Source organism: Holdemania sp. Marseille-P2844 (assembly GCF_900120005.1).
Classification (GTDB): Bacteria; Bacillota_I; Bacilli_A; order Erysipelotrichales; family Erysipelotrichaceae; genus Holdemania.
This window is the reverse complement of the sequence record NZ_LT635452.1, coordinates 368,820-386,135: the sequence shown is the minus strand read 5'-3', so window position 1 is coordinate 386,135 and position 17,316 is coordinate 368,820. Positions and strand designations below refer to the sequence as shown.

12 protein-coding genes, 1 pseudogene and 1 riboswitch are annotated in these 17,316 nt (G+C 47.2%); of the genes and pseudogenes, 3 read left to right on the top strand and 10 right to left on the bottom strand.

What is annotated here, in order from left to right; translation table 11 throughout:
* Positions 1 to 33 precede the first annotated feature (33 nt).
* From nagA to metK, 4 genes are all read right to left on the bottom strand, one after another.
* The gene (gene nagA / locus BQ7364_RS11690; protein WP_072684880.1) at positions 34 to 1,170 is read right to left on the bottom strand and encodes an N-acetylglucosamine-6-phosphate deacetylase; all 1,137 of its coding nucleotides are present in this window, start codon (positions 1,168 to 1,170) and stop codon (positions 34 to 36) included.
* A 50-nt stretch (positions 1,171 to 1,220) separates the two neighbouring features.
* The gene (locus tag BQ7364_RS18400; protein ID WP_139248629.1) at positions 1,221 to 1,445 is read right to left on the bottom strand and encodes a hypothetical protein; all 225 of its coding nucleotides are present in this window, start codon (positions 1,443 to 1,445) and stop codon (positions 1,221 to 1,223) included.
* Positions 1,446 to 1,611: 166 nt separating this feature from the next.
* Positions 1,612 to 3,633, bottom strand: coding sequence for a YgiQ family radical SAM protein (locus BQ7364_RS11685; RefSeq protein WP_072684879.1), 2,022 nt, complete (start codon positions 3,631 to 3,633; stop codon positions 1,612 to 1,614).
* A gap of 152 nt (positions 3,634 to 3,785) precedes the next feature.
* Positions 3,786 to 4,886, bottom strand: coding sequence for a methionine adenosyltransferase (gene metK / locus BQ7364_RS11680; protein WP_072684878.1), 1,101 nt, complete (start codon positions 4,884 to 4,886; stop codon positions 3,786 to 3,788).
* An 89-nt stretch (positions 4,887 to 4,975) separates the two neighbouring features.
* Positions 4,976 to 5,064, bottom strand: a riboswitch (SAM riboswitch).
* Positions 5,065 to 5,276: 212 nt separating this feature from the next.
* Here metK and BQ7364_RS11675 point away from each other — a divergent pair.
* Positions 5,277 to 6,110, top strand: coding sequence for a Cof-type HAD-IIB family hydrolase (locus BQ7364_RS11675; RefSeq protein ID WP_072684877.1), 834 nt, complete (start codon positions 5,277 to 5,279; stop codon positions 6,108 to 6,110).
* 306 nt (positions 6,111 to 6,416) lie between these two features.
* Here BQ7364_RS11675 and recQ read toward each other — a convergent pair whose 3' ends face one another.
* Positions 6,417 to 8,279: a DNA helicase RecQ gene (gene recQ / locus BQ7364_RS11670; RefSeq protein WP_072684876.1), complete on the bottom strand. Its 1,863-nt coding sequence runs from the start codon at positions 8,277 to 8,279 to the stop codon at positions 6,417 to 6,419.
* Between the two features lie 238 nt (positions 8,280 to 8,517).
* On the opposite strand from recQ, the pseudogene BQ7364_RS18615 reads away from it, so the two are divergent.
* Positions 8,518 to 8,628: pseudogene (locus BQ7364_RS18615) on the top strand (helix-turn-helix domain-containing protein); the annotation flags it as partial.
* 188 nt (positions 8,629 to 8,816) lie between these two features.
* Positions 8,817 to 9,827, top strand: a complete 1,011-nt coding sequence (locus tag BQ7364_RS17545) for an IS30 family transposase (RefSeq protein ID WP_139248628.1) — start codon at positions 8,817 to 8,819, stop codon at positions 9,825 to 9,827.
* A gap of 259 nt (positions 9,828 to 10,086) precedes the next feature.
* Here the strand turns inward: BQ7364_RS17545 and BQ7364_RS11660 are convergent, their stop codons facing one another.
* The 5 genes from BQ7364_RS11660 to BQ7364_RS11640 all read right to left on the bottom strand — a co-directional run bounded on the left by BQ7364_RS11660 (position 10,087) and on the right by BQ7364_RS11640 (position 17,316).
* On the bottom strand, positions 10,087 to 12,006 hold the full coding sequence (locus tag BQ7364_RS11660; protein ID WP_139248627.1) for a hypothetical protein: 1,920 nt from the start codon (positions 12,004 to 12,006) through the stop codon (positions 10,087 to 10,089).
* Positions 12,007 to 12,133: 127 nt separating this feature from the next.
* A complete protein-coding gene (gene rlmD, locus BQ7364_RS11655; RefSeq protein WP_234973184.1) occupies positions 12,134 to 13,531 on the bottom strand; it encodes a 23S rRNA (uracil(1939)-C(5))-methyltransferase RlmD in 1,398 nt (465 codons plus the stop codon).
* 105 nt (positions 13,532 to 13,636) lie between these two features.
* Positions 13,637 to 14,335 (bottom strand): hypothetical protein, encoded by a 699-nt coding sequence (locus tag BQ7364_RS11650; RefSeq protein WP_072684874.1) that lies wholly within the window; start codon positions 14,333 to 14,335, stop codon positions 13,637 to 13,639.
* A 132-nt stretch (positions 14,336 to 14,467) separates the two neighbouring features.
* A complete protein-coding gene (gene gatB / locus BQ7364_RS11645) occupies positions 14,468 to 15,892 on the bottom strand; it encodes an Asp-tRNA(Asn)/Glu-tRNA(Gln) amidotransferase subunit GatB (RefSeq protein WP_006061102.1) in 1,425 nt (474 codons plus the stop codon).
* Positions 15,892 to 17,316, bottom strand: coding sequence for an amidase family protein (locus tag BQ7364_RS11640; protein WP_139248626.1), 1,425 nt, complete (start codon positions 17,314 to 17,316; stop codon positions 15,892 to 15,894). The genes gatB and BQ7364_RS11640 overlap by 1 nt, the downstream gene beginning before the upstream one ends.

The following is a 17,316-nucleotide window of genomic DNA, read 5'->3' as shown; positions in this document are numbered from 1 at the left end:
AACTACAAAGAAAAACCTGAAAGGTTCAGGTTTTTACAGCATTTCTTTTCCGAGGCAGTATGTCTGAACCACGTCGTAATCGCGGTTGAGAACAACCAGATCGGCGTCGTAGCCCGCCATGATTTTACCCTTGCGGTCGTCCATTTTCAACAGACGGGCCGGATTCAGGGAAACCATGTTGACCGCCCAGTCAAACGGCAGCAGCGCCTTTTCAACCAGGTTCTGCAGACCGCGGTTAAACTTCAAAGTGCCGCCGGCCAGCGTGTCGGTGCCGTGCAGATAAGCGGAGCCGTTTTCACGGATATCAATCTGATTGCCGCCCAGTTCATAGTAGCCTGGTTCGCAGCCTTTTGCGCACAGCGCGTCGTCGATCATGACGGCATAGTCGCGGCCCTTTGCGGTAACGTAAGCATTGACCGCCGCCCAGTTGACATGGTTGCCGTCGCAGATGATTTCGCCATAGGTGTCGCGGCAGCGCATCGCGGCGCCGACCAGATTCGGTGTGCGGTGATGCAGACCATTCATCCCGTTAAAGACATGCGTCATGGAATTTGCGCCGTTGGCAATGCCCATCAGCGCGTCTTCATAGGTTGCGCCGGAGTGACCGATGGATACGCAGACGCCATGGCTGGAGGCGTAGCGTGTTAAAGCCCAGTCCGGATCCTTTTCCGTTGCCAGTGTGATAACCTTGATCATGCCCTTGGCGGCTTCCTGATACTTCTTGAACTGCTCAACATCCGGCGTAACGATGAACTGTTCCGGCTGCGCGCCTTTGTTTTTCGCGTTGAGGTATGGGCCTTCAAAATGAATGCCGAGGATTTCCGCACCTTCGTAGCCTTCGTCAACGACTTCCGTGACGTTGATCAGCGCTTTGGTCAGCACTTCTTCACTCTGCGTGACTGTGGTCGGCAAAAAACCGGTGATGCCTTCCTTCGGCAGTCCGGCAGCCCAGGTCCGCAGACCTTCATGATTAGCGTCGTTCGTATCAAAACCCAGACCTCCGTGGCAATGAATATCAATCATGCCCGGCAGGATCCGATCCTCGCCGTAATCCTTATCGACCGGCTTGGTTCCATACGGGTAAATTCCTGTGATCTTCGCGTCTATGATCTCCAGCTGCGCTTCAATGAACGTACTGGAAACCCAAACCTGCTTACTTTGAATAATCATCTTTTAGTCCTCCCTTGATGTTCTTATTATATCCCCTTTGAAAATTGAATTCAACAATAGCACACTGTAAAAATGGCTTTTTTATTCATTGATCCATCAATAATTTGTGATAATAATTTCAGCAATGAAAGCGGTTTGGTTTTGCCTGGAAAAATACCGGGAAACAGGCGGCAAATCGCGAATGAGTCGCCGCTGAATTCCCGCTTTTCAAATTCAGTTTTTGATTTGCAGCTCAGAGTACAGGAGGGATCTGCGGCAGTCTGAATGTCCGGCATGCGATTGGATGAATCGTTTCAACCACGATCTTGCGATGCAGTGGTAAACAAAAAATCGACGGCAGCTGTTTCTGAGAAGACCCGAAGGCAAGCTTCAAGAAAACGCCGCGGGGTGATTGCGGCGTTTTTACTTGCTTTATTTAATTTCTGTTTGTCTGGATATGGATTATCCCCGGCGTTTGCCTTGAGATGAAATCGAGCTTTTGGACGTTTTCCCACGCTGATCAAAACGCTTGTCTGAGGCAGCCTGCTTTTTTCCATCAGCAGCGGCTTTCTCACGCCCCTTTGTGAGCTTTTGCGAGCGGCTTCCAGACCTGGAGTTCCCACTGTTTCTCCCCGACCGCTTGCTTTCTTCCTTTGCACTCCGTCCCGTTTTCTGCCGACTGCCTGCCTCCTGTTTTCCCCAGGGAACAGGCGGAATCAGACAGTCGCGGCCATAACCGATCAGATCGGTCCGGCCGGCGCGGGTCAGCGCTTCATGCACAAGCTTATAATTCCGCGGGGCGTTGAATTGCATTAATGCCCGCTGCAGCTGCTTCTCATGCGGATCCCGGGCGACATAGACCGGTTTCATCGTCATCGGATCCAGCCCCGTCCAGTACATCGTCGTGGAAATTGTCGCCGGGGTCGGATAGAAATCCTGCACCTGCTGCGGAATGTGATTGATCGACTTGAGATAACAGGCCAGCTCGATCGCGTCGTTCAGATCACAGCCGGGATGCGAGCTCATCAGATATGGAACGAGGAATTGATTCATTCCATATTCCTTGTTCAGCGCCAGATACTTCTCCCTGAATTTTTCATACAGGGCGTGATTGCATTTGCCCATCGTATCCAGCACCTTGTCGCTGACATGTTCCGGCGCTACCTTCAGCTGACCGGAGATGTGATACTGCACCAGCTCGCGGAAAAAGGTATCGTCTTGATCGTACATCAGATAATCGTACCGCACGCCCGAGCGCACAAACACCTTTTTCACGCCCGGCAATACCCGCAGATCGCGCAGGATGCTGAGATAATCGCGATGAGAAACCTCAAGATTTTTGCATGGCTTGGGATGCAGGCATTCCTTACCAGGACAGGTTCCGCGCTTCAGCTGATCCTGACAGGAAGGATGGTAGAAATTGGCGGTCGGTCCGCCGACGTCGTGGATGTAACCTTTGAAATCCGGATCCTGGATTATCTTTTTTGCTTCCTCCAGAATCGACTGCTTGCTTCGTGAAGAAATCACCCGGCCTTGATGATTGGTCAGCGCGCAGAAAGCGCAGCTGCCGAAACAGCCGCGGTTGGCGATGATCGAAAAGCGGACTTCATCAATCGCCGGGATGTGATGATACATCGGATGAAAGGTTCGTTTGTAGGGGAGTGAATAGGTAAAATCCATCTGTTGCTGCGTCAGAGGCAGCGCCGGAGTATTGGCGACGACATACCAGCCTTGATACGGCTCGACCAGCACCGTGGCATTGAGGGCGTCGATGTTGAGATGCTGGATACGGAAGCTCTCGGCATATTTGCGCTTATCCTGCGACACTTCTTCAAAGGAAGGCAGCAGCTTATGCTCAAACAGATGATCGATCGTCTTGCATTTGTAGACGGAGCCTTTAATCCAGATGATATCCTGAATTGGCAGGCCGCCGTCCAGTGCTTCCGCCAGCTCGATGATCGAATTCTCGCCCATGCCGTACAATACGAGATCGGCGCCGGAATCTAAAAGGATCGACCGCCGGACTTGATCATCCCAATAGTCATAATGGGCTAACCGCCGCAGTGATGCCTCAATCCCGCCCAGAATCACCGGCGTCTTGGGATAGAGTTGTTTGATTTTCTGGGAATACACGATCGTCGCGCGGTCCGGGCGTTTGCCCATCTCGCCGTTATCCGTGTAATTATCTTTATCACGGCGGCGTTTGGAGACCGAGTAATGATTGACCATCGAGTCGATGTTGCCGGAGGACACCAGAAAGCCCAGCCGCGGCTCGCCAAATTCCATAAAGGGTTCGTCGCGCGTCCAGTCGGGCTGCGGGATCATGCAGACCTTATAGCCGTAAGCTTCCAGCATACGTGTGATGATCGCCGGGCCGAAGGACGGATGATCAACATAGGCGTCACCGCTGACATAGACGAAATCGGGCTGGGTCCAGCCGCGTTGTTCCATTTCTTCACGGGTTACAGGTAAAAAATCAGTCATTGTCTTCCTCCTTGGCGGGTTGTTCCGCGTTACTTTGCCGCCTCACAGTCCAGTCTGAACTCCATTTGAATTTCTTTCAAACGACTTGTTCATTTTAATTGTACTTGAATTTTGTCGTTTTGTCTTCCTCGGCGACGAAGAAAAAGCGCCGGTCAGCGCTTTAACTCAATTAACTTTTCCCAGGCGCAGTCGCTGCGGCCAAAGTGACCGTAAGCGGAATAGCGGCTGTAAATCGGCTTTTTCAGATCTAACTGGCGAAGGATGCTGGAGACGCGGAAATCGAAATTCTTATGGATAATTTCCAGAATTTCCTCGTCGCTGACCTTGCCGGTACCAAAGGTTTCGACATAGATCGAAATCGGTTCGCTCTTACCGATAGCGTAAGAGACTTCAATTTCCAAACGATCCGCCAGACCGGCCGCCACCAGGTTCTTGGCGACGAAACGGCTGTAATAGGCCGCGCTGCGGTCAACCTTGCTCGGGTCCTTGGAGCTGAAGCAGCCGCCGCCGATCCGTCCCATGCCGCCGTAGGTATCGACGACGATCTTACGGCCGGTTGTGCCGCTGTCGCCGAATGGTCCGCCGACGACGAAGGATCCGCTTGGATTTACGAGGATCTTCGTGTCCTTGTCGATCAGGTTGGCGTCGATCACCGGCTTGATGACCTCATTGATGATCTTGGCCCGGATTTCTTCCTGGGTCGCTTCGGCAATATGCTGCGTGGAAACGACAATGGTGTCGAGCCGGACTGGTTTGTTATCATCATATTCCACGGTGACCTGAGTTTTGCCATCGGGTTTCAGGATGGAGTAAGCTTCCTGTTTGCGGACTTGTTCCAGCCGTTCCGCCAGCCGGTGAGCCAGCGCAATCGGCATCGGCATATAGTTTTCTGTTTCGTTGCAGGCGTAACCGAACATAATTCCCTGATCGCCCGCGCCCATATCAGCTTCATCATGCATGACCGCTTCATAGATTTCCGCCGACTGCTTCGACACCTTGGTCAAGACTTCAAATTCTTCTGTGTAGCCGATTTCGCGGATTTTGTCCTTCGCAATTTTCTCAAACGGCAGATCGGCGCTGGTGTTCGCTTCGCCATAGATAAAAATCAGATTGTCTTTGATCGTCGTTTCCACCGCCATCTTGCTGGCAGGATCCTGACGAAGTGCTTCGTCCAGAATCGCGTCGGAAATGGCGTCGCAGATTTTGTCCGGGTGTCCGCTGGTGACGGATTCGCTGGTAAAAAATTTTTTCATAGATTATCCTCCTTGTCTTTTTTATCAAGGCAGATATGACGCATAAGAAAAGCCTTCAGAAAGAAGGCTTCATGATTCATCGTCCTGCTTTCTTATCGTTGCCAGCATTACCACCTTGCTTTCAAGCAGGTTGGTATGAGTTCGTCGAGCTGACTCTCTCCCTCATTCTTGATAAAAAGACCAGGAATAGTAAACCATACCTGGTGGTAAAAAGCAAGGATTTCTCTACATAATCCGCAAATTCCAGACATTTCCGGCTTTCTGCCTGAGCTTGATTTGAATTTTGCGAAGCTTGCCACCCATTTGTATTTTCAGGCTTGTATTCCTTCGGCGGCTTTGGTATCATAGTTAGAAAATATTCGGAAAGAGGAAAGAGGAGGATTTTTGTTTATGAGTTCAATACGCCTGATCGCCACCGACCTGGATTTCACATTACTGAACGAACATTTTGTCTTAACCGAAACCACAAAGGAAATTCTCAGCCGAATTTTGGACAGCGGCGTGGAATTTGTGCCGTGCAGTTCCCGGCCCTTAGGGGAGATTCCGCAATGGCTGCGGGAGCAGAAAAAAATTCGCTGGATCGTCACGGCCAACGGAGGCTTGATCGTGGATAATCAAACGGGAGAGACGCTGGTTTCCAATACGCTGCCTGCGGCCAGAGCCAAAGCGTTATTGACAAAGGCGGAACCGATGAATCCACATTGGAGTTGTTTGATTGAAGGCCGGCTTCACAGTCATCTGGCGATTCTGGACGACCGGAAGGCGTTGAAGATCGACGGTTCTTATTTGAAAAATATTTTGAAAAACCGGATTTGGGAATCGGGGAAGGATTTCTTGGATGCCCTGCCGGACGCGCAGATCGCGAAGATTCATTTTATTACCAGCCGCGATTATCCGGAAAAAAAGCAGGCGCTGATCAATCTGTTATCGGATGAAGAGGGAATTGAACTGACGTCTTCGCATCCGTCAAACCTGGAGATTCTGCATCCGCAGGCGAATAAAGGCGAAGCGTTGAAATGGGTCATGCGGCAGCTGAACTGCACGCCGGAGGAAACGGCGGCATTTGGTGATAACGCCAACGACCTGCCGATGTTGAACGTCGCCGGACACAGCGTCGCTGTCGCCAACGCGACGGAGGAAGTGCTGGCGATGGCGCGGCATCATGCGTTATCGCATAAAGAAGACGGGGCCGCGCGGATGATGGAGCAGCTGGTGTTTCAGTAGGGAGTAAAGAAGAAGCTTTTTCAAAGTATGTCCATCACGGTTTATCCTTGTCTGTCAGAATACATGAATAGAAATTAAAATCATATATAAGAGGCCGGTAGGCAGAGACAATCTCACTCTGCTTTACCGGCCTTTTTCTTATCCTTTTATGATTAAAACATTTATCCGGCTGATTCTTATTCAATCATTCAAATTACAATGGCTATAACATCATTTCTCATTAAATTCAATCTTTTATGGGAACTCCTTGCTTTCCACTCATCTCACAATACTTATTTTTCTTCTTTTAACTCAAATATCGTAAACTTAAACATTATCTTGAATTGAGGTTTTATCCTCTTGATGCGTCTTTTTAAAGTCCACAATGACCGCTAAAAATCGTTGTCCATATTTTTGTAGTTTATTAACGCCGACGCCTGCGATATCTAACATGGCCTCTTCATCAAGCGGCAATCTAACACACATTTCAATCAATGTCTTATCATTGAAAATGATATATGGCGGTAATCCTTCCTCCCTCGCAATATCTGTCCGAAGTTTACGCAAAGCATCAAATAAAACATAGCCAGCGGAAGTAAGCTTGTCTGTATTTCTTTGCTTACTCTTTATTTTTCCAGCTTCCTGTGTTTTTTCTTCAGTGACTTTTAAAATCACATGGGTATTCTCATCTTGCAGCATCGTGATATCGCCAAGCTTCAAAACTCCATATTGGTCCTCTGTCTGCACCAAATATCTCTGATTAATAAGTTCATAGATGAGCTCTCGGATCTGTGACACAGAGTATTCCTTTAATGCTCCATAGGTTTTGTAACGATTAGTACCTACCTCTTTGAGTCTTGCACGATTTGCACCGATTAAGGTTCCCAATACTATCGTTAATCCGTACCGGCCTCTTGTTTCTGCAACGCAATTGATAACCTGTTTCGCTTCTTCAGTCATATCGATTTTTTTATAGTCTTTCATGCAATTACCGCAGTTATCGCAAGGTTTTATTACTTTTTCCCCAAAATAATCTAAAATGGTATTTCTCAGACATTCATTGGTTCTGCAATAATTTTCCATAATTTTAAGACGCCTGGCATCCCGTTGTTTTATAATCTCAATTTCCTCAGAAGAAAGATCAGAAAAATCTTTATTTTCCAGCAGGAACTTGTTGATCATGATATCCTGGGCTGAAAATAATAGGATGCATTGTGAAGTCTCGCCATCCCGACCTGCACGGCCTGCTTCTTGATAATAACTTTCCATGCTTTGAGGCATATTATAATGAATCACATACCGAACGTTCGATTTATCAATGCCCATCCCAAAAGCATTCGTTGCCACAATGACCGGAGTTCGGTCATAGATAAAATCATCCTGATTTCTTTTTCTTTCCTCTTTGTCTAATCCGGCGTGATAGCGGGTGACAGAAACACCTTGTTTGGAAAGCAACATAAAAAGGTTATCTACGTTTTTGCGAGTCGCGCAATAGATAATTCCGCTTTCCTTCGCATGTTTTTGAACATACTCTATAACAAAACGATCTTTATCTTTTCTTTTTTCTACACTATAAAATAAGTTTTTCCGATCAAATCCAGTCACGACCACCTCCGGTTCAATCAGATTTAAAACACAGAGTATATCTACTTTTACTTCTTGCGTTGCGGTTGCCGTAAATGCACTGACAATCGGGCGTTTTGGCAAACTTTTGACAAATCCGATGATTTTCAAATAACTTGGTCTAAAATCTTGACCCCATTGAGAAATGCAGTGAGCTTCGTCAACGGTAATCATGGAAATATCAGCTTGACGGGCAAAATGAATAAAATCGTGACTTTCTAATCGTTCCGGAGCAACATAGATAATCTTATAGACTCCTTTTTCAGCAAACAGTAAAGCTTTAGCAAATTGAGCTTCGCTCAGGGATGAATTAATAAAAGCGGCGCGAATTCCAGCCTCATTTAAAGCCTTGACCTGATCCATCATCAGTGATATCAGCGGTGAAATTACCAATGTAATCCCAGGCAACATCACAGCAGGAATTTGATAGCAGATTGATTTCCCTGCCCCTGTCGGCATGATTGCCAATGCATCGCGCCCCGCAAGAATTGCATTAATGATTTTCTCCTGACCTTCTCGGAAAGATTCATAGCCAAAATATTTTTTCAGGTACTGTCTTGCGTCCATCTTCCATCCCTCAAATCTAATTCATAAACCTATATCAATCATAACATAGAAATTTAGTAAACTGCTTGGATATTTGAAGCAAGTATCTTAAAGATAGAGTGTTGTGAATTGAAAAAGTAAACGCAGCCTTAAGACTAAAAGAAATTGCATTTACTTTTGCAAAGACGCGGACTGCATTTACTCGTGCAAATAAGTTATAGTTATCTTGTATCTCTCTGTACAGATAGGAGTCCTCATTATGAGTCACTTAACTTTGCAAGATCGGATTACAATTCAATCCGAATTGAATCAGGGTTCTTCTTTCAACACAATTGCTCGTTTGATTTCCAAGAGTTCTACCACTCTCTCCCGCGAGATTCGAAATCATCTGCTGATTCGCGATCGTTCTTCTTACCCTCAGTCTCGCATGATGAACGATTGCCTCCATCGCTTTGAATGCCGGCTAAAATTTGTCTGTCAGCCTCAGTGCCATTTTCAAAAGGGGAATTGTCGTTTTTGTGGTCATTGTTTCCGGGTTTGTTATGATTATGAAAAAGAGTGCTGCCCTTCTCTCTCTCTCGTCCTCCTTATGTTTGTAATGGCTGTCGGCAGCGTCAGCGCTGCTCCCTGGAACAACGTGATTATAAGGCAGCAGAAGCCCACCAGGAATATCGGCAGAGGCTCGTTGAAACCCGTTCTGGATTTAATTTAACCGAAGCTGAATTGGCTTTGATTCAGCGGGAGCTTACTCCGCTTATTAAAGAGAATAAACAATCCGTACATCATGCTTGTCTGGTTAAAGCTGATATTCTCCCTTGTCATGAGAAAACCATTTATAATCTCATTGACGCCAACCTGCTTCCCGGTATCAAAAATTTAGATTTGCCTCGAAAGTGCCGCTTAAAGCCTAGAAAATCAGGGCGGAAAGAACATAAGGTCGATAGTCAATGTCGGATTCACCGAACTTATGCAGACTTCCTGGACTTCGTTCAAGCTCATCCGGATGTCTCCGTTGTAGAGATGGATACTGTTGAAGGGATTAAAGGCGGTAAGGTGATTCTCACGTTTCTCTTCAAGTCCTGCAATCTTCAATTATTCTTCCTGGCCGACCACCATACCTCTCAAGCTACAATTCAACAGATGGATCAACTTTATGAACAACGATTCGGTCCTGAGTTATTCAAGAAAATATTTGAAGTCATCCTGACGGATAATGGCTCCGAATTTTCCAATCCGACGGCGATTGAAAACGATGCCTTCCATCAATCCAGGTCTCGTTTACTCTACTGTGATCCCGCTGCTTCCTATCAAAAAGGGACTTGCGAGAATAACCATGAAATGTTGCGCAGATTCTATCCTAAAGGATCATCTTTCGATCAGTTAACACAAGATGAATTGAACCTCATTTCAAGCCATATCAATTCTTATAAAAGAAAAAGACTGAATGATCACTCGCCTCTTGAGTTATTCAGTCTTCTCTTCGGGAACGAAACGCTCGATAAATTAGGGCTTGTTTCCATCGCTCCTGAAAACGTTTGCCTTTCCCTCCGGGGTTTGTTCAACAAATAAAGAATAGACACAGGGAGATCCATTGACAAGCCAGCCTAAGAACGAATTTAGCACCTGCATTTACTCAACGAAATAAATTGCATTTCGCTAAATATCTTTTCTTGTACCCTTTTTTATCTGGTTTCTACAGTTATTTTAACACTTTTACCTCATTATCTGGTTCTTTTTTTATTTTGCTTTCCTCTGTTTCCCCTTTTACTCTGCCCCGTAACTCATTTTCCTCTTCACCTACACTTACTCTTACTATTGACCAATAATTTCAAATACCATAATATAAATTTTTACTTTCTTGTCTAATCCGGATCATTCCTTTTTTTGCCAGAACTTTTGACCCCCAATTAGATACTTTTTGCCAATTGCATCCAACTGCATCTGATATTTGACGAGCATTTTCCGCATGTTCATAATCTAACTCTGATATGTAACCTAAGATTTTTATCTCAACTTCCACATAATTTCCTTTTGTAACAGGAATATCTTTATGGATTATTTCAGTTAAAACTGTGTCGTCATCAAAGCATCTCTTTACTCTAGCTTGACTCACTTCATTTTCTTCATAAATTCTTCCACAAGTTTCACATTTATAGCTTTTTAATTTGTCTTTTATAAAATAACCATCATACTCGCTTAAAACAGAATCATAGATAAATCTGACTGATGTATACTCATCCTTATCAGATGCAAACTTGATTGAATTTTCTTGACATATATCATAATCAATACAATATAACGAGTAATTACCACCATATTTAGATGAACGTCCTTCTTCTAAATAATGAGTCAAAAAATATTCACAAAAAATATTCATATAATCCTTACGAACTGGATCAATTAAAATATGACTTGCAGGTCTACTTGAATTTTTTTGTTTTTCAGCTAGTGCTTTTTGTAGTATATCACTCCACATATCCATGTAAAATCCTGAAAGTAATTGAGTTTTTATTGCGCCAGAAAATTGTTTGAAATAAGTTTTCCTGGTTGCTCGAATTCCATAATTTAATTCCTGCATCCCTATTTTCTTGATATTCTTTGATGCTGTCGTTTGAATCCAAGCATTCTGAAGTATTAACCCAATACTCCTTGGAACTCCCATAGCCTCTGTTGATATCCTCTCAGTAACTGAATCTTTTGACCCTTCAAATACATCATTAAATGATAAGCCTTGACAAAAAAGAGACAGCCTTTTTTCAATCAACTGTTCCATATATAATTGCATACGTTTTAGCGTTGGTGTCAATCCACCAAATCGTTCAACAAATTCATTCAGATCTAAAGGTATCGGATATATATCTCGTCCAATTCTTATTTTATCACCAAAAGAAAATCTGTCAGTAATAACACCAATTTTAAAAAACATATTGACCTTAGAACCTAAGAACTTTTTAATTAGTACAGATAATATTCTTTGTTCTGTATCATTCAAGTCCGAAAACTCATCTAAAAAAACATATATATCATCAATACCTGCTTTGTTACGTATTTCATTTATTTTATTCAAGAAACTTTGTATATCTAGACCTCTTATTTGTTTGTAAGTCATAGAACTTGAATTTTCGATTTCATTCGAACTATTTGCATTAATTTCAGCCCCAGATAGATTTAATTTACCTTGAAAATTTTCACCTACTTTATTCTTATATTCATCATTAATATCCAATTTCCTTGAATTTTGAATAGCTAATCCATTTAATAAGGCATCTTCAATGAACGTAAGATCATCAAACGCTTGGTTTTCTTTTCTAAATTTATTGAGAAATTTCTCATCAAACATTAACCTTAATTGCGCCTTTAAAGATTGAATTATTTGACGTACCATGTGAATTTCAATAGACACTAATTCTGAATTATCACTAAATATCTCATTGCAATTACTAAGATCAATATATATTGGTAATATTTTTTTATCAACGAAATACTCACTCTCCCCTTTCACCTTAGAGGATATTGTTTTTAAACATTCGTAGTATCCCCTCAATAATAACGCAGTTTTCCCCGTTCCTCTCCTTCCTACAGCATAATTATCTTGGCGTTGCAATAACAAACTAAGATTTCCAAACATATCAATATAATAACTATCCAAATCTTTCAATTGGGTGATTTCATTAATATTGATATAGTCTGCTCTCAGAATACTTTCAAATGCTGATCTTACATTTCCGATTTGATTATTTGTTAACATCATCTTTTTCTCCATAACTGTACATTTTCTTTAATTTACATTTGAATATAAAAATCCAACTTCCAAGTCTTTTGCTAAAACGTTCATTTCCTTTACCCCACCACGGTAACCGAAAACATATTTCATCTTAACCAACCACAAAAGCACATCCACATATCCGCCTCCAATCCCCGAAACCCTTTGTTTTACAGCCTTTCCTCTCCAACAAAGCCACAGTCTCCACATGCGTCGTCTGCGGAAACATATCCACCGGCTGCACAACCTCCACGCCATACCCCCGCTCATTCAACACCGCGCAATCCCGTGCCAAGGTCGCCGGATCGCACGAAACATACACAATCCGCTTCGGATTCATCCTGACCAACGAATCAATCGTCGCCCCGTCCAGTCCCTTGCGCGGCGGGTCTACGATCGCCACATCCGGCTGAATCCTCCGCTCCAACAACTGCGCCGTGCACACTCCCGCATCGCCGCAGATAAACTCCGCGTTGGCGATCCCGTTGCGGACCGCGTTCCTCTTCGCATCCTCCACCGCCGAAGGAACAATCTCGATGCCGATCACCCGCTTCGCCTTCCGGGCCGCACTCAATCCAATCGTGCCTGTGCCGCAATACACGTCGATCACCGTTTCCTCCCCGGTTAAACCAGCCAGCTCGATCGCCTTCGTATACAACACTTCCGTCTGGACCGGATTAATCTGATAAAACGACTTCGCCGAAATCTGGAATCGCAGCCCCAACAACTCTTCCTCAATCGAAGCCGATCCCCACAACACGATCTCCCGATCCCCCAGAATCACATTATCCTCACGCTCGTTCACATTCAGGATGATGCTGCGAATCTGCGGATACGCCACAGTCAAACGCTCTATCAGTTCGTCTTTCCCTTTCAGTCTTTCCGATTTCGCGATTAACACAACCATGACCTGCCCTGTCTTAAACGCATGCTTGATCAACAAATGCCGCAGCTGCGCCGGATCGCCCGCTTCCTCAATCCAGGACCGCAGCGATCTCAAAATCTGATTCTCCAGTTCGCTGTGCAGGCAGCATTCGTCAAAATCCACAATATCATGCGAATGACTACGATAATAGCCGCAGACCAGTTTTCCATCCCGGTTGACCCCCACCGGCACCTGCACCTTATTACGATAGTTCCAGGGAAATTCCATCGACAACACCGGCTGAACCTCCACGTCCAGATGTCCGATCCGCTGGAAACAATCCGCAACCCGATGGCGCTTAAACTCTGCCTGCAGCTCAGCCCCCATTATCTGCAGCTGACAGCCTCCGCACTGACGCGCAACGGGGCAACGCGGCTCAACGCGCTGCGGACTCTCGGATAAGCGCCGGATCACCCGGCCATAACCCACGTTTTTCTTCACGGCCGTCACCCCGATCTCCGCACTTTCCCCCTTCAATAAATCCTTCACGAAGAAACACAATCCTTCATGACGAACTACCCCCAGTCCATCAAACGTATAGTCGACAGCTACTCCTGTAAACACATCATTCTTCTTTAACGCCATTCTCCGTTCCCCTTTCTGAATCATAATTTCAGCGCATCGCAACGATGAAACAACCAAACCTCAAGCCCTGACACCGATCCAAAAACGAAAAAGGGCTTCCGCCCTTTATTCCTTCGTGTCGTCCTGCGCTTCCGTATCCTCGCCGCCAACGACCTCGTCATCGTCATCCTTCGCCGCCTGAGGATTCCGCTTTTCTGCCAGTTCCTCGCGCAGCTGCCGGGCCAGATCGGCATCCAGCGGTTTTGAGACGATCTGCGTCGCAGCCTGTTCCATACTGGAGTTTTTCGCGCGGATCACATACACATAATCCTCGGACCCCGATTTATCAACATTGTTGTAGACATGCACTTCCAGGTCATACATCTTCTTGCCATTCGACGCCGTAAAGTAAGTCCCTTCATTCAGCACCGCCGTCACATCATTGTACGCCGTTTCCGACAAAGCACTCGCTTCCTCATCGCTGATCGAATCCACGGTATCAACATACACCCGCAGCGTCGCCGTCGTCAGTTCCACAGTGACCTTCTCCACCTGGTTTTCAGCCTTGATCCGACTTTCGATTTCCGACAGCTGATCCTTGGTGATCGCCGGATCCAGATCGCCCTTGAACCGATCGCCGTTGATCGGCTTCCCCGTATCCATGGACGCGCTGATCAAAATCCATCCCAGAATCGCGCATGGAATCGCGATCAGTACCAAGCCCACAATCAAAATCATTGTGGATTTATCATTCTTCTTCGTTTTATGTTTCTTTGCCGGCGCCGCGGCCGGTTTCTTCTTCACTGTTTTCTTTTGTTCAGACAAAGTCCTTCACTCCTTATCTTTTACTATTTTACAGGAAAAGAAGGGATTTGACCAGTCATTTCCTGAACCCTGCGTTTTTTGTAAGAAAAAGGACACCGAAAGCGTCAGTAACGCCTGGATGTCCCCCTTCAATCAGATTCTTTTCTTCAATTCCTCGACGATCAGCTTGTTGGTCATCGCCGGATTGGCCTGGCCTTTGGACTTTTTCATGACCTGACCGACCAGGAAGCCGACGGCGCGGTCCTTCCCGTTTTTATAGTCTGTGATCGACTGCGGCTGTTCATCCAAAACCTGATTGATCAGCGCGATCAGCGCGGAAGAATCGGACAGCTGTTTCATGCCTTTTTCCTGAGCGACCTGCTTCGGATCCTTCCCCTGAAGTACTTCCTCAAAGACGATCTTCGCCTGCTTGCCGGAGATTTCTCCGCCGACGATCATGTTGACCAGCTCAGCCATCGCCTGCGGCGCAACCGGGTTTTCAGCCAGCTTCGTGTTCAGCTTCGTCAATCCGGCCGGCAGCTCGACGATTACCCAGTTGGCGGCGATCTTGGCGTGCTGCGTGTGCTTCATGACCTGATCGTAGTAATCGGCCAACTCCTTATTCGCGACTAACAGCGCGATATCGTTCTCCGGCAGCCCCAGCTCGGCATACCGGGCCTGGCGAACTTCCGGCATTTCCGGCATCGCGGCCTGCAGCTGACGAATCCACTCCGGATCGAGCTGGATCGGGAAAATATTCGGTTCCGGGAAATATTTGTAATCCACAGCGCCTTCCTTTTTCCGCATTGAGATCGTCGTGCGCGATGCCTCGTCGAAGCGGCGGGTTTCCTGAACGACCTGACCGCCTTCGTTCAAGATCTGTGTCTGACGTTCAATTTCATACTCGACCGCTTTCTGGACGTTGCTGATGGAATTGAGGTTTTTAATTTCCGTCTTAACGCCGAATTTCTCTGTTCCGACCGGACGCAGCGAGATGTTGACGTCGCAGCGCATCGATCCTTCTTCCATCTTGACGTCGGAAACGCCCAGGTAATACAGTGTCTGTCTGAGCTTTTCGACATATGCCATCGCTTCCCTGCCGCTGCGGATATCCGGTTCCGATACGATTTCCACCAGCGGCGTACCGGCGCGGTTGAAGTCGATCAGCGTACCGGCGTCATAGTGAAACTGCTTCGCTGTATCTTCTTCCATGTGCAGCCGTTCAATCCGGATGACCTTCGGCCCGTTTTCCGTTTCAATCTCGACATGTCCGCGGCGGCCGATCGGGTAGAACTGCTGGGTGATCTGGAAACCTTTCGGCAGGTCAGTATAGTAATAGTTTTTCCGGTCGAACCGCACCAGCGGATCGATCTCCATGTTCAGCGCCGTACAAGCCTGCACCGCCATCGCGACGGCCTGCTTGTTCAGACACGGCATCGTGCCGGGATGGCCTAAATCAATCTCGTTAACGCAGGTGTTGGCCGGAGCGCCGAACAACACCGGAGCGCCGGAGAACATCTTGGTTTTGGTCTTTAACTCACAATGTATTTCAATTCCGATAATGACTTCGTATTCCATTATTCAATTCCCTCCGCTGTGGCGTCCTTCAGGCCGGTGATATCTTCCATCGCCGCCGCAAAGTCGAACAGGCTCTGTTCATCCCAGGCCTTCGCCGTCATGTTTAAGCCGACCGGCAGCCCCTCGATCAAGCCCATCGGCACCGTACAGCTTGGATACCCGGTAAAGTTGCCGATGACCATGTGATTCTCCGCGATCAGATAACCGTCGGACAATTCGTCACGGGAGTGATCGTCCAGCTTCGGCGCGACATCGCTGCTGGCGGGCGCGATCAGAATATCGTAATCCTTCATAACCTCCGCGACATTCTCGACGATCAGGCGGCGCACCCGCTGCGCCTGGCGGAACAGCTTTTCCTGATTTTCGACAAACAGACCGTAGCTGCCAATGACAAACCGCTTGCGAATCAACGAGCCGAAGCCCTTGGTGCGCGACTGAATCATGATTTCTTCCATACTGCTGCCCGGCTGCTGAACGCCGAACCGGATGCCGTCCAGATTGGAGTGATTGGCCGTCGCTTCGCAGTTGGCGATTAAGTAGTAAGCCGGCAGAATCGCTTTCAACAGATCCTCGCGCAGACTGACTTCTTCCACTACTGCGCCCTTCGCTTTTAAAGCTTCGACGGTCTTTTCAAACAGGGCTTTCACTTCCGGATTGGCCAGCGCGTCGATCACGTTTTTAAATACTGCGACGCGTCGTCCCTTAATCTCGCTGTTCAGCGCTGCCGCGTAGTCCGGCACCGGTCTGTCAGCCGAGGTCATGTCGCGATCATCCCGGCCGGCCAGCACTTTTAAGGCCTCGGCCGCATCCAGCGCGCTGCGCGTGAAATAGCCGACGTGATCGAGCGAAGAGGAATAAGGAATGATGCCATAGCGGGAAATCCGGCCATAGGTCGGCTTCATGCCCAGAACACCGCAGAACGACGCAGGTTTGCGCACAGAATCCCCAGTATCGGAGCCGACCGCAAACGGAACGACACCCGCCGCGACTAACGCTGCGCTGCCGCCGGAGGAGCCGCCCGCCATGCGGGTACGGTCATATGGATTATACACCGGGCCGGTCGCCGCCGTTAAATTAGTGCCGCCCATCGCCAGCTCGTCCATCGACGCTTTGGCGATCACCACAGCGCCGGCTGCCTTCAGCTTGTCGACGATGTGTGCGTTATACACCGGAACATAGTTATCCAGAATCTTGCTGGAAGCGGTTGTGCGGACGCCGCGCGTACAGACGTTATCCTTTAAGACCACCGGCATGCCGTGAAACGGACCATCCGGGATCGTATCCAGCGCCGCCAGCTGATCTTCAACGTCGACGAACGTCACCACCGCATTGAGCCGCGGCTGGGAAGCCTGCGCTTTGGCTACAGCCGCTTCCACCCGTTCGCGGGCGGTCGTCGTCGCTTTTAATTCACTCATCGTTGCCAT

What these genes read in the sequence shown, in the direction of transcription:
- nagA (WP_072684880.1), bottom strand. Translation starts at nt 1,170, where the DNA reads ATGATTATTCAAAGTAAGCAGGTTTGGGTTTCCAGTACGTTCATTGAA.
- BQ7364_RS18400 (WP_139248629.1), bottom strand. Translation starts at nt 1,445, where the DNA reads ATGCCGGACATTCAGACTGCCGCAGATCCCTCCTGTACTCTGAGCTGC.
- BQ7364_RS11685 (WP_072684879.1), bottom strand. Translation starts at nt 3,633, where the DNA reads ATGACTGATTTTTTACCTGTAACCCGTGAAGAAATGGAACAACGCGGC.
- metK (WP_072684878.1), bottom strand. Translation starts at nt 4,886, where the DNA reads ATGAAAAAATTTTTTACCAGCGAATCCGTCACCAGCGGACACCCGGAC.
- BQ7364_RS11675 (WP_072684877.1), top strand. Translation starts at nt 5,277, where the DNA reads ATGAGTTCAATACGCCTGATCGCCACCGACCTGGATTTCACATTACTG.
- recQ (WP_072684876.1), bottom strand. Translation starts at nt 8,279, where the DNA reads ATGGACGCAAGACAGTACCTGAAAAAATATTTTGGCTATGAATCTTTC.
- BQ7364_RS11660 (WP_139248627.1), bottom strand. Translation starts at nt 12,006, where the DNA reads ATGTTAACAAATAATCAAATCGGAAATGTAAGATCAGCATTTGAAAGT.
- rlmD (WP_234973184.1), bottom strand. Translation starts at nt 13,531, where the DNA reads ATGGCGTTAAAGAAGAATGATGTGTTTACAGGAGTAGCTGTCGACTAT.
- gatB (WP_006061102.1), bottom strand. Translation starts at nt 15,892, where the DNA reads ATGGAATACGAAGTCATTATCGGAATTGAAATACATTGTGAGTTAAAG.
- BQ7364_RS11640 (WP_139248626.1), bottom strand. Translation starts at nt 17,316, where the DNA reads ATGGCAACGATGAGTGAATTAAAAGCGACGACGACCGCCCGCGAACGG.